We start from the raw sequence: 13,573 nt of genomic DNA on the forward strand, positions 1-13,573 counted from the left end.
TCTTTTTAATCTCATTTTAATATCCGCCCTGTCATTCTAACAATATTCTAATAGCAGCTTAAAGTCGTTTTAATGTTCCAACAGCAAATTTGCAATCTAAACGCAAAACAAAATAGCTATGGAAAAAACAGTATTGATACCAACTGACTTCAGCATTGCATCATTGAACATTGTAAAAAATTATTTGAACGAGCAACCCGCAGATGTAAAGCTGAACATTATTCTGCTGCATGGATTACATCAAACAGATTCTATTACGAGTTTGCTTTTTTGTTCTAAATCACGCATGCTGGAAGAATTAACCAGCAAAGAATTTAATGAAGGTTGTCATGTATTAAAAAATAAATACGCTTCGCAGATCCGCAGCATACGCAAAGATGTGTTTAGTGGTTTTACACAGGCAGCATTTAATAATTATGCCGAAGCTAACCGTATTGATGAAGTTTGTATACCTATCCTTTATAACCCAAGATTCAATAGCAAAAATAGTTTTGATCTGCTTCCTTATATCAAAGCAAGCAAACTACCTATTCAAACAATTGGTTCGGCAGTTGATGTGCCAATGCCTGAAAAAGGGGAAGTGGCTGAACTGTTTTTTAACCGTGTATCTGTCAGTTGAACAGCAAATAATACAACTATGAAATTATGGATCACTTATAGTGTTGTGTTTCTGTTTGGCATCCTTGGACTTTTCTTATTGTTCAATGCATCAACAAGTCCTGAAAAAGTGATCCTTGGCAAGTGGAAAGAAACCGATTGGAAATTTGAGAAAGGAATTGCCTTTGCTGCCGATATCGCTGCAGCGAGTAAAGCCAAAGCAACACAGCCTGAGTTTTCTTTTCATAAAGCAGAGGATTGGGAGTTTTTACCTGGCGGCTATTTACGGTTAAAGATTGCCGGACAGCAGGAACTCTTAACCTGGCGTATTAAAGGACGAGGGCATGTGCTGCAGATTCAATATGGTAACGATAGAATTGAAAATTATCAGTTAACTGTTTTGGATAAAAACAAAATGGTGCTCAATGCAGAGTCGGATGTGCAGGCAAGAGGGATTTCACAATTAATTTTTGAACGGGAAAAATCAGAAACCTATGCTCAGAAAATACAGTAACAGCAGAACATTGGGCGATAATGTGAAACTTGGCGTGCTCACTGCATTTTCAGCGGGCATGGTCAATATTGCATCGCTCTTATTATTCTTTTCTTTCAGTTCAAATGTAACAGGGCACTACGCCATTCTTGCGGCAGAACTGGTGAAAGGAAATTTGTACCAGGCCGCTGTTGTGCTTGGCTGGATCTTTCTGTTCTTCTTTGGCGGGTTTGTATCGAACATGTTTGTGATACATATGAATAAGAAGAACACCTATGTAGCACATGCACTACCAATTGTGCTCGAGATCATCTGCCTTGTTGCAGTGGGTATTTACGGTCAGTTTTTTTATAAAGAAACACTTGTTGAAACAGAAGCAATGTTAGCGCTGATGTTGTTTGCAATGGGTTTGCAGAATGGACTGACAGCAAGTATTTCAAACTTTGCTGTGAAGACAACACATTTAACGGGTGTTACAACAGACCTCGGTATTTTGTTTTCGATGTTTACGCACAAAGAACACCGAAAGAACAATGAGTTGAAAGGGAAAGCGATTTTGTTATTATCCATTGCCGCTGCATACCTTGCCGGCGCAGTTGTGTCGGGTATTACTTATATGCATATGGGCTTCCGTTTGTTTTATGCAGTGAGTTTGTTTTTGGTGGTAGTGATCTTTTACGACTTCTACAAGTTGAAACTTTTTCGCTACCTCAGCAATAAACGGACAAAAACACAAGCGATACAATTGGAAACAATAGCAAAGCAACTTCCAAACATACCGGAACAAAAAAAGAAACGAACTCAAGAAGAAGTACCCGCCTATTGAATGTAGCAAGGGTACTCATGTTGATTGGGACTGCGGTATTCCTGCCGTAGTCCATCTTTTATTCTGTAAGTAGCGATGATTGTCATAAAAGAAACATGTTATTCCGGTAAACCTGTTTCAACAAACCGTCATTAGAAAGAATAACAAGATCAGCTTTAAATCCTTCTTCAATTTTACCGAATCCTTGCAGCTGTGCCACTCTCGAAGGATATAGCGAAGCCATCCGCAACGCTTCATCAAATTCAATACCTGCCTTATTCACGCAATTGTTCACTGCTTTTATCATGGTAAGTGCAGAGCCAGACAGTGTTCCATCGGGTAAAACATAACGATCATCTTTTAACAAGTGTTGATAGGCACCTTCATTTGTTTCAGCTACTGCATCAGTGATCAGGAATAAACGCTCCTGCATCATTTTTTTGCTGATGCGTACTGCTGCAAACGAAGTATGAAATCCATCGCAAACGATACTGCTGTGTGCGGTTGCATGATCATAGATGGCACCAACCATTCCTAACTCTCTTCCTTGCAACGGCGACATAGCATTGAATAAATGCGTTGCTGTTGTAATGCCTTTGTTGAAACCGGCAATTGCCTGTTCATAAGTTGCATTACTATGACCGGCGGAAACAATTACACTATTATCAAGCAGAAGTTGAATTATTTGATCACTGCATTGCTCAGGTGCAAGTGTCATCATCTTTACAATGCCTTCGCTTTTATCAAGCAATAACTTTACTTCGTCAAGTGTTGGTTGTTTAATGTACTCTGATAAATGCGCCCCACGTTTTAAGGGATTGATATACGGCCCTTCAAGGTGTAACCCCAACAAGCCACTATTTGGATTTTGTTGCAGGAATGTTTTTGCAACATCAATGCCATTCAAAAAAATATCGATGCCATTTGTAGCCATTGTTAACAGGAAGCGTGTACATCCTCCGCTTACACAATAGGCATCCGTAGCAAGTATAGCTTCTTCATTCAGCGCTTCGGAAAACAGCAGGCCATTGCCGCCGTATAATTGCAGATCAATAAACGCCGGAACTAATAAATTGCCCTGAAGATCATAACGATCTATATCTGCAGAAATATCAGCAGCAGGCAATATAGATTCGATCACTCCATTATTCACCAATACAGCGTGACCGTTTATAAAACGATCACCTGTAAAAACTGTTCCGTTGTAAAATGCAAGCATGTTATATTATGGAAGAATGCTGAACGCATCTCCGTCTTTTAAGAAAGGAAGTTTATGACGTATCTCTTCGAGTTTTTCTTTGGAGAGTGTAATGGTGAAAATATCTTCGTCATGTTCTTTTTCATACAGCACTTCACCCATTGCATCAACGACCATACTGCTACCGCTGTGATAGATATTATTCCCGTCATTACCTGTTCGGTTCACACCAATTACATAACACTGATTTTCGATAGCTCTTGCGTTGAGTAATGTTTTCCATGCATGCACTCTCCGTTCGGGCCAGTTGGCGACGTAGATCAATACATCAAACTCCGGTTCATTCTCTTTTGATTGCTGACGTGCCCAAACAGGGAACCGCAAATCATAACAAACCATCAGGTTGATCTTCCAGCCATTCACGGATGCAATCAAACGTTTAGTGCCGGCTGTATAGTGTTTGTCTTCATCAGCGTATGCAAACAGGTGACGTTTATCGTACACGCCATACTGTCCGTTAGGCAACATCCAGATCAGGCGATTAAAATATTGTGTTGATCCATCTTCAGCAAGCTGACTCGCCATAATACTACCCGTAACGATCACCCGCTTTTGAGCTGCCATCTTTTTCATCCATTCAACGGTGGGTCCATTCATTGGCTCTGCAAATTCTTCCGGCTTCATACTGAAACCGGTATTGAACATTTCAGGAAGCACAATGATTTGCGTTGGATGCTGAATAGAATTGATCTTCTCTTCCAGCATTTGCAGGTTGGCTGCTTTGTCTTCCCAATGCAGATTTGTTTGAATGAGTGTGAATGTAAGATGACTCATGCCACGAAGTTAACGAAAGCGGATGCTGAATGCAAAAGCGCCATAAACTTCAAATGGTTCAATCATGGTTTTTGCTTCCCGTTGTTTGATATGATAATACGCCGAGAAGGAAGTCTGCCGGTTTGAAAGAATGATCCCTGTTTTAACGATATAAATGAACGGATTCAGTTCTGATGTATAGTTGCCTTTATCCTCCCGGAACAAACCGCCTTGCACAGTTGCATTGTATGCCTGTGCCATAAGCATTGGTTCAAGAAAAAAGATGAATTCAGTTTGATGCCGTTGCTCTTGTTTGCTTTGTCCGAGACGCCCGCTCCAGTAAGCGCTGTATTGCTCATCTTCCAGCTTACCGAGTTTTAATAACACACCGGCTGATGCATTCGTAAATGTATTGCCAAGTGTTGCTTTACCTGTGGCATGAAGACTAAAGGTTTTTGTGGCAGCGATGAGTGGTTGATAATAACGCACCGATGCATTTACGCCCATTTCGTTCTGCACCTGGTTTTCCCAGCCATAAAGTTTATACAGACCAATGATCTTATGATAATTTGTTTGCACTTCTTTTCCTTTTGCACCGGGACCAAGAATGCCAACTGCTCCATCGAATTGCAAAATGCGTTCATCATTAAACACATTGGTTTGTCCATAGCTTGCGTACAACCAACCGGCATAAGGACGATCCTGTTGTTCCAGCACCTGCTCCAGTGAGCGACGGTTGAGGTGTGGGTTATAGATCATTTGCCCCGCTTCAATGCGGTGAAGTTTGGTAGCCAACCTGGATGATGAGATATTTTTCGCCAGCCATTGGTAACGCAGAAAAACGCCATTGGAATAGTAACGATCCTTTTTTGTGAAATTGTAGTTATCGTTCTCGGTTATAAACGTAAACTCTTTTGTATAAACGTTGGATGTATCCTGCGCCTGCACAAAGGCAAAACAGAAAATAAAAAAGAGGGTTACAATGGTTGGTTTCAACATGCGGTTACAAGATTACTAAAAATCAGAACATGGAGCTTAACGTAACAATTCGCTAATGATGTTTTGCTCATAGCCTTTTTGCATTAAATAATCAGTGATCTTTCTTTTACGGATGAAGATGTTGGTTTCGCCTTTCAGTTGTTTCAGTTTCTGCTCGTATAGCTTTTGCACCGTGGCCAGGTAATCTTCTTCATCAATAGTTTTCATGGCTTTTTTGATCAGGTACTCACTTACATATTTCTGTTTAAGTTCGTACTTAATCTTTACCCTTCCCCATTGCTTCATGCGGAAACGGCCACCGGCAAACTGCACTGCAAACCGTTCTTCGTTAAGGTAATCTTCTTCAATGAGTTTCGACAACAACTCTTCCACATCAGATTTACGCAACCCGAAGCCATATAGTTTTTCTTTCACCTCACTGTGGCAACGCTCCTGGTATGCACAGTAGTGCTTAGCTTTCTGGTGCGCCTGTTCTTTGGTGAGTTGTTGCTTGTACATTTATGAAACAAATGTAAGAAGACGGGAATGTAAACCAATTGATAGACAGCTTTTCGGGATTTGCCAGCTGCCAGAATTAATATAGGCTATTACTTTTACCCAATCCTTAAAGTATTATGTGATCGCTACTTTGAATTTTTTATTATTTTAAGATTGCCGCTTGCTACAGCACTGCTATATCGAATGAAGAATAACATCGTTGCTTCAATACGGATATTGAATTATGCGATTTTGTAAAGGGTGATTGGAATCATCTTTTTATAGGTCACTTTTTCATTTATTTTGCCTAGGAGACATTTATTTCCACATGAATCTGCATTTGAGAATAAAGTGTTCATGATAACCGGCACCTTAGTAAAAAGTTGATATGAAAAAAGACAATCATTCGTTCCGGGAATTAAATGAGTTGGGACTTTTGGTATCGGACCAGGTAACGGCAATGCTTGCTTACTGGGATAAAGATCTCATCAGCAGGTTTGCCAATAATGCTTATCACGAATGGTTTGGCAGAACGAGGGAGGAAATGATGAACAAAATGCACATCAGCGAACTGTTGGGTCCTCTTTACGAAAAAAATCTCCCCTACATTAAGGCTGCATTAGCCGGCGAAAAGCAGGTGTTTGAAAGAGAAATACCAATTCCAAACGGTAGCGGAACACGTCATTCACTGGCAACTTATATTCCTGATGTGAGAGATGGAGAAGTGATTGGTTTTTTTGTGCATGTGGCCGATGTAACGCACGTAAAAAAACTTGAACAGCAGTTAACACAATCAAAACGGGAAATTCTGCGAAACATTATTGATACTGAAGAAAGCGAAAGCCGTCGCCTTGTTTATATTCTGAGAGAGAATATTAATCAACGGCTGGCAGCCTGCAAAATGTTAACAGACGAAAAAAAGGAGAATCTCACAGAGAGCGATAAGGTGGTAAATAAAATGATGGCTGATATTATTGATGAAATCAATTCAATTTGTGAGGAACTGACGCCTTCTGAACTGGAAATATTCGGCATAATAAAAACGATTGAAATTGCCTGCGAAAAATTTTCTTTACACTACCCTGTTACGATCGAATTTAATTGTTTTGAAAATGCAATTGAACAAATTGACCTGGATGAAAAGCTAACCATATTCAGGATCGTACAGAATTTTATCAGAATGAGTATTAACAATCTGCAGGAATCGACCATTAAAATTATACTTTCATATGATCATCCCGAGGTGAGTATTCGTTTGCTTTCAACGAAGCCATTGCTACTTTCACCAAATACAAAAGAATACAAAGCAATTGAGTGCAGGGTAGAATATAACGGAGGCAGTGTGATTGAACTGCGTAATGAAGAATACTCAGGTTTACTTATTCGGTTTCAGCTTAATAAGTCTTAGTTGGTTTGTTGCTTCTTTTGTTATTGAGTTTACTACGCAGTTATGGTTTATCAGCAGATAAACCAACTAAGTTTCAACTTTTGAATTATCCGTTCCTTAATTTGCAACATGTCTTTACTACATCCACTTTCGCATAACCTGCCTTTGCAGGAAGCGTTGTTTGTATTTGCACTTGAATCGGAAGCAGCAGAAGAGTTTACCGATTGCAGCACACTGATTACCGGTATTGGTAAAGTGAGTGCGGCGTATGCACTCACCAAATACATTGCTCAACATAAACCTGCGATGATCATCAATCTTGGTTCAGCAGGAAGTAATACATTCAGCAAAGGAGATATTGTTTGCTGTACAAAATTTATTCAGCGTGATATGGATGTACGTGGGCTGGGGTTTCAACTCTACGAAACACCTTTGAGCGGTATTGATCCGTTACTGCAATATGGCTTACAGATCGATGGCTTGCCATTGGGGATTTGTGGCACAGGCGATAACTTTGAAATGAGCCATACAGCCACAGAATACAATGTAGTAGATATGGAAGCTTACCCGTTGGCATTGATTGCTATGCAGGAGAACATTCCATTCCTCTGTTTGAAATACATTTCTGATGGGGCTAATGGTGATGCTGCTGATGACTGGAACGAACTGGTGCATAAAGCAGCGGTTGCTTTTCGGAGATTGTTATTTGGTTGAGAGCCGGGTTCATACAAAGTATCTTTGGAATAATACCAGGTGACGGAAATGATTTATTGAGATATTTTCTTCAACTGTTGGCGATCAATAACAGCTTTTCAACATCGAGGATAATGATCTTGCTGCCGGTTGTTTCTAAAATACCATCCTGTTTCAATTCTGTTAACAAGCGTACCACATTTTCTCTTGCGGTGCCAACAAGATTGGCGAGGTCTTTCCTGCTCATGTTTATCTCCACATACATGCCCGGTTTAAAATCAACCTTATATTTTTCTCTCAGGATAATGAGTTGTATGGCCAGTCGTTCCTTCGCTGATTTTTGTGTGAATAGCGAAAGGCTGTTCGCTAACACAGAGAATTCATGGCTGAGTGTTTTCAACAAGCGTTTACTTAACACTTCTGATTGCTGCATAGCTTCCAGGAAATCTTCTTTTGGAATAAAAACAATACTGCTGTTTTCTAATGCTGCGGCAGAATCAGGATAATGATCCTGTGCAAGGATGGCATGGTAACCGATCAGCTCACCTGTATTAGCTACATAAATGATCTGTTCTCTGCCGTCTTTATCTGCTTTGTACTTTTTTACTTTTCCTTCTTTGATAAAGAAGATGCCTGTAGGAAAACCACCTTCTCTGAAAATGATGTCTCCTTTTGCATACAGATGTTCTGTTTGGTGCAGCGTAAGAATTGCCTGATCCTCCGGCGGAAGACCAGCCATAATAGATTCACTTTTAAAATCCCATTTTTCAAAAGGGAAAAGGCTGCGTATACTCATTGTAGAATATTCAAATTTACTTTAATAAAAATTGATATTTATCACTTTAAAGGGTGATATGGTTAACCGCAACGGAACACACCCGCAGGTAGCTTTGCAGAATGCAAGTGAATAACCGATTCAAGAAAAACCTCTACTTCACACAAGACCATGAATGGATCGATTTTCAGGGCTCCGTTGCTTATACGGGAATTTGCAGGTTCAAGTTAACGGGTTTCAAGAATGTACAGGAGATGAAGTTTTACGATGCACCCGGTATAAAAAAACAAGGAGAGGTCATTGCATCTATCCACTATAACGATTACAAAATTGAAGCGCATATGCCGGTGGATGGAAAGGTCATTCAGATCAACGATCATTTTTTAGAAGGCAACTATGAACTGTTACTTCATAATCCCGAAAATTTAGGTTGGATCGCCCTGATCATCCCATTTCAAACAGACGAACGCAATGGGCTGCTACTGCCGAAGGAATACAGTTTGAATACAAAAAATAAATACGCTAAGAGTTAATCATCCCCAAAAAGAGTATGCACTTTCTTGAACAGAATAAATACAGCGATAAATGGTTTCGTTCTGACAAGGAGTTCGATAATCTTTATCCATACTATATTAAAGCACTGGCATTTAAACACTGGACTGCATTAGTAATCGCACGAAAGGCGGCTGATTTCCTGGCAGCCGAACCGAATACATCTATTCTTGATATTGGTTGCGGTGTTGGAAAATTTTGTCTTGCTGCGGCACAGCACCAACCCAATGCATTGTATTTTGGCATTGAACAGCGCAAATGGTTGCTCCATTATGCGGAGCAGGCAAAAACAGAATTGGCGTTGGAGAATGTGTATTTTATGGAAGGCAACTTCACACAGTTAGACTTTACGCTTTACGATCATTTTTATTTTTACAATCCGTTTTATGAGAATTTGTCCGGTACCGACAAGATAGATGACAGTATTGATTACTCAGTTGAATTGTACAACTACTACAACCGTTATTTATTCAGAAAACTGCAGCAAAAACCTGCCGGTACAAGACTGGCAACCTTTCACAGCCTGGAAGAAGAAATACCATCTGATTACCATCTTGTGGGTAGTGAAGCAAACGAGCTGTTGAAATTCTGGATCAAAGTATAAAAGGCGTCTTGTAACATGTCTTAGAAATTAAACCGTCACAACGGAAACCCTGACAACAACCAAGGGTGCTGTACCCAACAGTACCCTCTTTTTACTTGTCCAAGATCGATCATTGATAGAGATGAGTTAAAAAGTCAACCTTGAATGCAATCGTGTTAAGTGCTGCTAACTACTAAAAGCCCGTTATAATGATGTTTCGTCCCAAACTTTTCGATACCCTTAAAAACTACAACCGTCAACAGTTTAGTAAAGATCTGATGGCGGGGATTATTGTGGGTATAGTTGCTTTGCCACTCGCCATTGCTTTTGCTATTGCCAGTGGCGTTTCTCCTGAAAAAGGATTGTACACTGCTGTTATTGCCGGGTTTATTATATCGGCATTAGGAGGCAGCCGTGTACAGATCGGTGGACCAACCGGTGCCTTTATTGTCATTGTTTATGGCATTGTACAAACACATGGGGTGAACGGATTGATCATTGCCACAATGATGGCAGGAGTATTATTGATCATTATGGGTTTGGCAAGATTGGGTTCTGTCATCAGATTTATTCCTCACCCGCTTATTGTTGGATTTACAAGCGGCATCGCCATCATTATTTTTTCATCTCAAATGAAAGACTTTTTTGGATTGAAGATGGGAGCTTTGCCGGCGGAATTTACCGATAAGTGGAGCGATTACATTGCTCACTTCAGCAGCATTAATGTATATGCAACAGGTATTGCTGTAGCAACAGTATTGATCGTACTACTTTGGGGGAAACTAACACACAAAATACCGGGAACTTTCATTGCTATTTTGGTAACAACGGCGGCAGTGTCTATTTTTCATTTCCCTGTTGAAACAATCGGCAGCAGGTTTGGTGCCATTCCTTCTTCCATTCCAACACCCTCATTTCCTCAAATAGATTTTGCAACTATCAGAAGTTTGGTGCAACCGGCATTTACGATTGCTTTGCTCAGTGCAATTGAATCGTTATTATCTGCAGTAGTTGCAGATGGAATGATAGGCGGTAATCATAAATCGAATGTGGAACTGATCGCACAAGGCACAGCGAATATATTCTCCTCTTTATTTGGCGGCATACCGGCAACAGGTGCAATTGCACGCACTGCAACTAATGTAAAAAATGGTGGCCGTACACCGGTGGCGGGTATGGTACACGCCCTTACGCTGTTACTCATTATGCTGTTTGTTGGAAAATGGGCAGCACTGATACCAATGGCAACTCTTGCAGGAATATTAGTGGTGATTGCTTACAATATGAGCGAGTGGGAAAATTTCCGATCGGTATTGAAAGGACCACGAAGTGATATGGCTGTTTTGCTCACAACATTTTTCTTAACTGTATTTATTGATCTCACTGTTGCCATTGAAATTGGAATGATACTGGCTGCTTTCTTATTCATGCGGAAAATGATCCAGTTCAGTGATGTGCGTTTGCTCTCGGGAGAAGCAGGGGAGAATTCTGACGAGCAGGATAAAGAAATGATCAGTAATTACCAGGTTCCGGATGGAGTTGATGTGTTTGAAATAACCGGTCCATTATTTTTTGGTGCAGCGTATAAGTTTAAAGATGCAATGAAGTTGGTGGAGAAAACTCCGATTGTATTGATCATACGCATGCGACATGTACCGATCATTGATGCAACCGGTATTAAGACCATTGAAGAAGTTTACAAAGAATCAAAGCGAAGAGGAACGAAACTTATTTTATCGGAAGTACACAGTAACCAGGTGATGAAAGAATTGAAAGATGCGAGGTTATTGTTTGCCATCGGCAAATCAAATGTAATAACGAGTTTCACCGAAGCATTGGAAAGAAGCAGATTATTTACAAAATGAAATGTATGACAGCTATCAGTAACAATAGCTGTCATGCATGATCTTCTATAGAGATTTTAAATATTCTTCGAGTTGGTTAAGTGTGCCTGTGAATCCCTGGTTCATACTTGCAAACATAGAATAGTAAGTATTCTCTTCTTCTTCACTTGCATTGATGGGATAACCTGTTAAGTGCAACGTGGTAATTCCGTTCTCTTCCGTTAGCGTCAATATATTCATGACTTGCTTTGGAAAAACCAATCCCGGAAAAGGTGCCTGTATAATTTCACCTGTTTCGTTGGCAAAAGAATTGACCCATTCAATGCGATTTGGTTCTTCAATTGCAACATAATGAAATACGCCATAACGTGTAACATCGCCAGCTTTCATGCTGTAATGAAAAATGCCTTTCGGACGAAAATCGAGTTGTAATACATCAATAGGCATGTTTGCCGGTCCCCACCATTTGGCTAATGCTTCTGCATTTGCAAATGCATCAAACACCTGTTGCTTGCTTGCGTTGAATGTACGTGTTATTGAAAACTGTTGTTTGACTGTTGACATGATGATAAAATTTATTGTTTGTTGAGATATTGTTCAAGACTGTTGAGGATAAGTTCGTTCCAGCCGTTTACAAAATTGCCACGCACCAATGATGGTTGGTTTGCGTCAAACGGTTCAGCAAATTCAAAACGGAAATTGAGTTTTGTTGTAGCAGCATCAACTTCACTTAGCTCCCAATAAGCAATCGCTTTGCCACTATAACCTGGATATGTCCATGTGTGCACAAGTTTCTTATTGGGAATGATCTCCAGCATTTCTCCACGGTGCAGCCATTGTTTGTCTTTGAGATCACCGGCATACCAATCGAATGTATGACCGGTCGTTAATTGAAACTGTCCTTTAAAATCGAAGTACCAGTTGCGCATGTGTTGCTCTTGGGTAATGGCTGCCCAAACGAGTGCGATGGGAGCATTGTAAACTTTTTCAAGAGCAATTTCGTTTGCTGTTTGCATGATGATTAGTTTAATGGTAATGGTTATTTGTTCAATACCTGTAACTGTTGGTGAAGGTAGTTTTCGAGCTTATCAATATTTTGTGTCAGTCCTTCATCTGCTTTGAATGTTTTCACCACCTGGATGAATTGTTCCCTGCTTTCAAAAAGCATATGCCAATGAAGTTGCGTTTGATTGCCACGTTCTTCAAATTCAATGCTGGTTAAAAACGTTGGCACACTTACATGCTCATACACGATCTTTTTATGTTTGATGATTTCTTTAAATACACTTTTGTTTTTATAATCGGTGCCATCAGGTCCGTGCATGACCAAATCCCATTCACCTTCCGGTTGCACATCCATTTTAGTGATGGTGTTGGTGAACCCGTTCGGTCCCCACCAATGTTTAATATGTTCGGGATCAGTAAAAACTTCCCACACTAGCTCAACAGGTGCGTTGAGCAATCTTGTTAAACGAAGTTCCCGATCGGCGGTGCTGGTTGTTACAGACATGTTCTTTATTTGATGATGATTAGATTGATTGTTCGAGATATTGTGACAGTCGCTCAATATTCTGTTGCAGACTCTCGCCTACTTTGTATACTTCAACAAACTGATGATATTCTTCCTTTGTTTCAAACAACATTTCCCAATGCATCGCAGTTGTATCATCCTGCGATTCAAATTCAATCGTTGCAATAAAAAAATGCCCGCTGGTATGTTCGTATACGATCTTTTTATTTGTTATCACTTCAGTAAACACACTTCTGTTATCATAATCCGTACCATCCGGGCCGAGCATGACCAATAACCATTCGCCGCCAGGCTGCAAATCCATTTTTGTAATGGTATTCGTAAAGCCATCTGGTCCCCACCAATGTTTAATATGATCAGGGTTGGACCAAACTGCCCATACTTTTTCAACAGGAGCATTGAGCACTCTTGTTAAGCGAATGAAGCGACCTGTCTTGTTATTTTCTTCTGACACTCTTTTTCGTTTTTGGTTGCTGTTGAATTTTTTCGAGATAAGTTTCCAATGCATCCAGTTTCTGTTCCCAGAACTGTTTGTATTGTTCGATCCAGGCCGATACTTCATTGAGTGCATCCAGCTTCGCTTCGCAATACCTTTCACGCCCTTTCTGTTTAATAATGATGAGGCCGCACTCCGTTAATATTTTTACGTGCTGCGAAATAGCCGGCCGGCTCATATTAAAATTTCCTGCCAATGCATTTAAATTCTGCGGTTCTTTTACTACCAGTCCAATAATTTCCCTTCGTGTTGGGTCGGCAATTGCCTGGAACACGTCTCTTCTTGCTTCGTATGCCATATTAATGCGTAAGTATTTACTTACACAAATGT

General features: G+C 40.2%; 18 protein-coding genes. 8 read left to right on the top strand and 10 right to left on the bottom strand.

Features of this window, described 5'->3' with window-relative positions:
* The first annotated feature begins 118 nt into the window (after positions 1–118).
* From H4075_RS00730 to H4075_RS00740, 3 genes are read left to right on the top strand one after another with little or no spacing between them, the layout of a single operon-like run.
* A complete protein-coding gene (locus H4075_RS00730) occupies positions 119–619 on the top strand; it encodes a hypothetical protein (RefSeq protein WP_182803218.1) in 501 nt (166 codons plus the stop codon).
* An 18-nt stretch (positions 620–637) separates the two neighbouring features.
* Positions 638–1,111 carry a hypothetical protein gene (locus tag H4075_RS00735; protein WP_182803220.1) on the top strand — a complete coding sequence of 158 codons (474 nt, stop codon included), beginning with the start codon at positions 638–640 and terminating at the stop codon, positions 1,109–1,111.
* Complete coding sequence (locus H4075_RS00740; protein WP_182803221.1) at positions 1,092–1,916, top strand: YoaK family protein; 825 nt, start codon at positions 1,092–1,094, stop codon at positions 1,914–1,916. Before H4075_RS00735 ends, H4075_RS00740 begins: the two co-directional genes overlap by 20 nt.
* 82 nt (positions 1,917–1,998) lie before the next feature.
* On the opposite strand, the gene nagA is transcribed toward H4075_RS00740, so the two are convergent.
* From nagA to H4075_RS00760, 4 genes are read right to left on the bottom strand one after another with little or no spacing between them, the layout of a single operon-like run.
* Positions 1,999–3,114, bottom strand: a complete 1,116-nt coding sequence (gene nagA / locus H4075_RS00745; protein WP_182803223.1) for an N-acetylglucosamine-6-phosphate deacetylase — start codon at positions 3,112–3,114, stop codon at positions 1,999–2,001.
* A gap of 6 nt (positions 3,115–3,120) precedes the next feature.
* Positions 3,121–3,927, bottom strand: coding sequence for a nitrilase family protein (locus H4075_RS00750; protein ID WP_182803224.1), 807 nt, complete (start codon positions 3,925–3,927; stop codon positions 3,121–3,123).
* A 9-nt stretch (positions 3,928–3,936) separates the two neighbouring features.
* Positions 3,937–4,905, bottom strand: a complete 969-nt coding sequence (locus tag H4075_RS00755; protein WP_182803226.1) for a lipid A deacylase LpxR family protein — start codon at positions 4,903–4,905, stop codon at positions 3,937–3,939.
* Between the two features lie 36 nt (positions 4,906–4,941).
* Positions 4,942–5,403 (bottom strand): regulatory protein RecX, encoded by a 462-nt coding sequence (locus tag H4075_RS00760; RefSeq protein ID WP_182803228.1) that lies wholly within the window; start codon positions 5,401–5,403, stop codon positions 4,942–4,944.
* Between the two features lie 367 nt (positions 5,404–5,770).
* On the opposite strand from H4075_RS00760, the gene H4075_RS00765 reads away from it, so the two are divergent.
* Together H4075_RS00765 and H4075_RS00770 are read left to right on the top strand one after the other, a co-directional pair.
* Positions 5,771–6,790: a PAS domain-containing protein gene (locus tag H4075_RS00765; RefSeq protein WP_182803229.1), complete on the top strand. Its 1,020-nt coding sequence runs from the start codon at positions 5,771–5,773 to the stop codon at positions 6,788–6,790.
* A gap of 108 nt (positions 6,791–6,898) precedes the next feature.
* A complete protein-coding gene (locus H4075_RS00770; protein ID WP_182803231.1) occupies positions 6,899–7,483 on the top strand; it encodes a 5'-methylthioadenosine/S-adenosylhomocysteine nucleosidase family protein in 585 nt (194 codons plus the stop codon).
* Positions 7,484–7,553: 70 nt separating this feature from the next.
* Here H4075_RS00770 and H4075_RS00775 read toward each other — a convergent pair whose 3' ends face one another.
* Entirely contained in the window at positions 7,554–8,258 is a 705-nt protein-coding gene (locus H4075_RS00775; protein WP_182803233.1) for a Crp/Fnr family transcriptional regulator, read from the bottom strand.
* 101 nt (positions 8,259–8,359) lie between these two features.
* On the opposite strand from H4075_RS00775, the gene H4075_RS00780 reads away from it, so the two are divergent.
* The 3 genes from H4075_RS00780 to H4075_RS00790 all read left to right on the top strand — a co-directional run bounded on the left by H4075_RS00780 (position 8,360) and on the right by H4075_RS00790 (position 11,237).
* Positions 8,360–8,770, top strand: coding sequence for a hypothetical protein (locus H4075_RS00780; RefSeq protein ID WP_182803235.1), 411 nt, complete (start codon positions 8,360–8,362; stop codon positions 8,768–8,770).
* 17 nt (positions 8,771–8,787) lie between these two features.
* Entirely contained in the window at positions 8,788–9,393 is a 606-nt protein-coding gene (locus H4075_RS00785) for a methyltransferase domain-containing protein (protein ID WP_182803236.1), read from the top strand.
* 188 nt (positions 9,394–9,581) lie between these two features.
* A complete protein-coding gene (locus H4075_RS00790; protein ID WP_255460270.1) occupies positions 9,582–11,237 on the top strand; it encodes a SulP family inorganic anion transporter in 1,656 nt (551 codons plus the stop codon).
* 45 nt (positions 11,238–11,282) lie between these two features.
* On the opposite strand, the gene H4075_RS00795 is transcribed toward H4075_RS00790, so the two are convergent.
* Genes H4075_RS00795 through H4075_RS00815 form a run of 5 tightly spaced genes read right to left on the bottom strand, consistent with a single transcriptional unit; the run spans position 11,283 to position 13,541 of the window.
* Positions 11,283–11,780, bottom strand: coding sequence for an SRPBCC family protein (locus tag H4075_RS00795; protein ID WP_182803238.1), 498 nt, complete (start codon positions 11,778–11,780; stop codon positions 11,283–11,285).
* Positions 11,781–11,791: 11 nt separating this feature from the next.
* Positions 11,792–12,232, bottom strand: coding sequence for an SRPBCC family protein (locus tag H4075_RS00800; protein WP_182803239.1), 441 nt, complete (start codon positions 12,230–12,232; stop codon positions 11,792–11,794).
* Between the two features lie 23 nt (positions 12,233–12,255).
* Complete coding sequence (locus H4075_RS00805; protein ID WP_182803241.1) at positions 12,256–12,726, bottom strand: SRPBCC family protein; 471 nt, start codon at positions 12,724–12,726, stop codon at positions 12,256–12,258.
* Between the two features lie 19 nt (positions 12,727–12,745).
* Positions 12,746–13,201, bottom strand: coding sequence for an SRPBCC family protein (locus H4075_RS00810; RefSeq protein WP_255460271.1), 456 nt, complete (start codon positions 13,199–13,201; stop codon positions 12,746–12,748).
* Positions 13,185–13,541, bottom strand: a complete 357-nt coding sequence (locus H4075_RS00815) for an ArsR/SmtB family transcription factor (RefSeq protein WP_182803245.1) — start codon at positions 13,539–13,541, stop codon at positions 13,185–13,187. The genes H4075_RS00810 and H4075_RS00815 overlap by 17 nt, the downstream gene beginning before the upstream one ends.
* Between the last annotated feature and the right edge of the window lie 32 nt (positions 13,542–13,573).

Origin of the sequence: Lacibacter sediminis (genome assembly GCF_014168535.1) — a bacterium.
Lineage (GTDB): Bacteria > Bacteroidota > Bacteroidia > Chitinophagales > Chitinophagaceae > Lacibacter > Lacibacter sediminis.

Excerpts from the sequence above, each read along its gene's own strand:
- H4075_RS00730 (WP_182803218.1), top strand. The coding sequence starts at position 119 with ATGGAAAAAACAGTATTGATACCAACTGACTTCAGCATTGCATCATTG.
- H4075_RS00735 (WP_182803220.1), top strand. The coding sequence starts at position 638 with ATGAAATTATGGATCACTTATAGTGTTGTGTTTCTGTTTGGCATCCTT.
- H4075_RS00740 (WP_182803221.1), top strand. The coding sequence starts at position 1,092 with ATGCTCAGAAAATACAGTAACAGCAGAACATTGGGCGATAATGTGAAA.
- nagA (WP_182803223.1), bottom strand. The coding sequence starts at position 3,114 with ATGCTTGCATTTTACAACGGAACAGTTTTTACAGGTGATCGTTTTATA.
- H4075_RS00750 (WP_182803224.1), bottom strand. The coding sequence starts at position 3,927 with ATGAGTCATCTTACATTCACACTCATTCAAACAAATCTGCATTGGGAA.
- H4075_RS00755 (WP_182803226.1), bottom strand. The coding sequence starts at position 4,905 with ATGTTGAAACCAACCATTGTAACCCTCTTTTTTATTTTCTGTTTTGCC.
- H4075_RS00760 (WP_182803228.1), bottom strand. The coding sequence starts at position 5,403 with ATGTACAAGCAACAACTCACCAAAGAACAGGCGCACCAGAAAGCTAAG.
- H4075_RS00765 (WP_182803229.1), top strand. The coding sequence starts at position 5,771 with ATGAAAAAAGACAATCATTCGTTCCGGGAATTAAATGAGTTGGGACTT.
- H4075_RS00770 (WP_182803231.1), top strand. The coding sequence starts at position 6,899 with ATGTCTTTACTACATCCACTTTCGCATAACCTGCCTTTGCAGGAAGCG.
- H4075_RS00775 (WP_182803233.1), bottom strand. The coding sequence starts at position 8,258 with ATGAGTATACGCAGCCTTTTCCCTTTTGAAAAATGGGATTTTAAAAGT.
- H4075_RS00780 (WP_182803235.1), top strand. The coding sequence starts at position 8,360 with ATGCAAGTGAATAACCGATTCAAGAAAAACCTCTACTTCACACAAGAC.
- H4075_RS00785 (WP_182803236.1), top strand. The coding sequence starts at position 8,788 with ATGCACTTTCTTGAACAGAATAAATACAGCGATAAATGGTTTCGTTCT.
- H4075_RS00790 (WP_255460270.1), top strand. The coding sequence starts at position 9,582 with ATGATGTTTCGTCCCAAACTTTTCGATACCCTTAAAAACTACAACCGT.
- H4075_RS00795 (WP_182803238.1), bottom strand. The coding sequence starts at position 11,780 with ATGTCAACAGTCAAACAACAGTTTTCAATAACACGTACATTCAACGCA.
- H4075_RS00800 (WP_182803239.1), bottom strand. The coding sequence starts at position 12,232 with ATGCAAACAGCAAACGAAATTGCTCTTGAAAAAGTTTACAATGCTCCC.
- H4075_RS00805 (WP_182803241.1), bottom strand. The coding sequence starts at position 12,726 with ATGTCTGTAACAACCAGCACCGCCGATCGGGAACTTCGTTTAACAAGA.
- H4075_RS00815 (WP_182803245.1), bottom strand. The coding sequence starts at position 13,541 with ATGGCATACGAAGCAAGAAGAGACGTGTTCCAGGCAATTGCCGACCCA.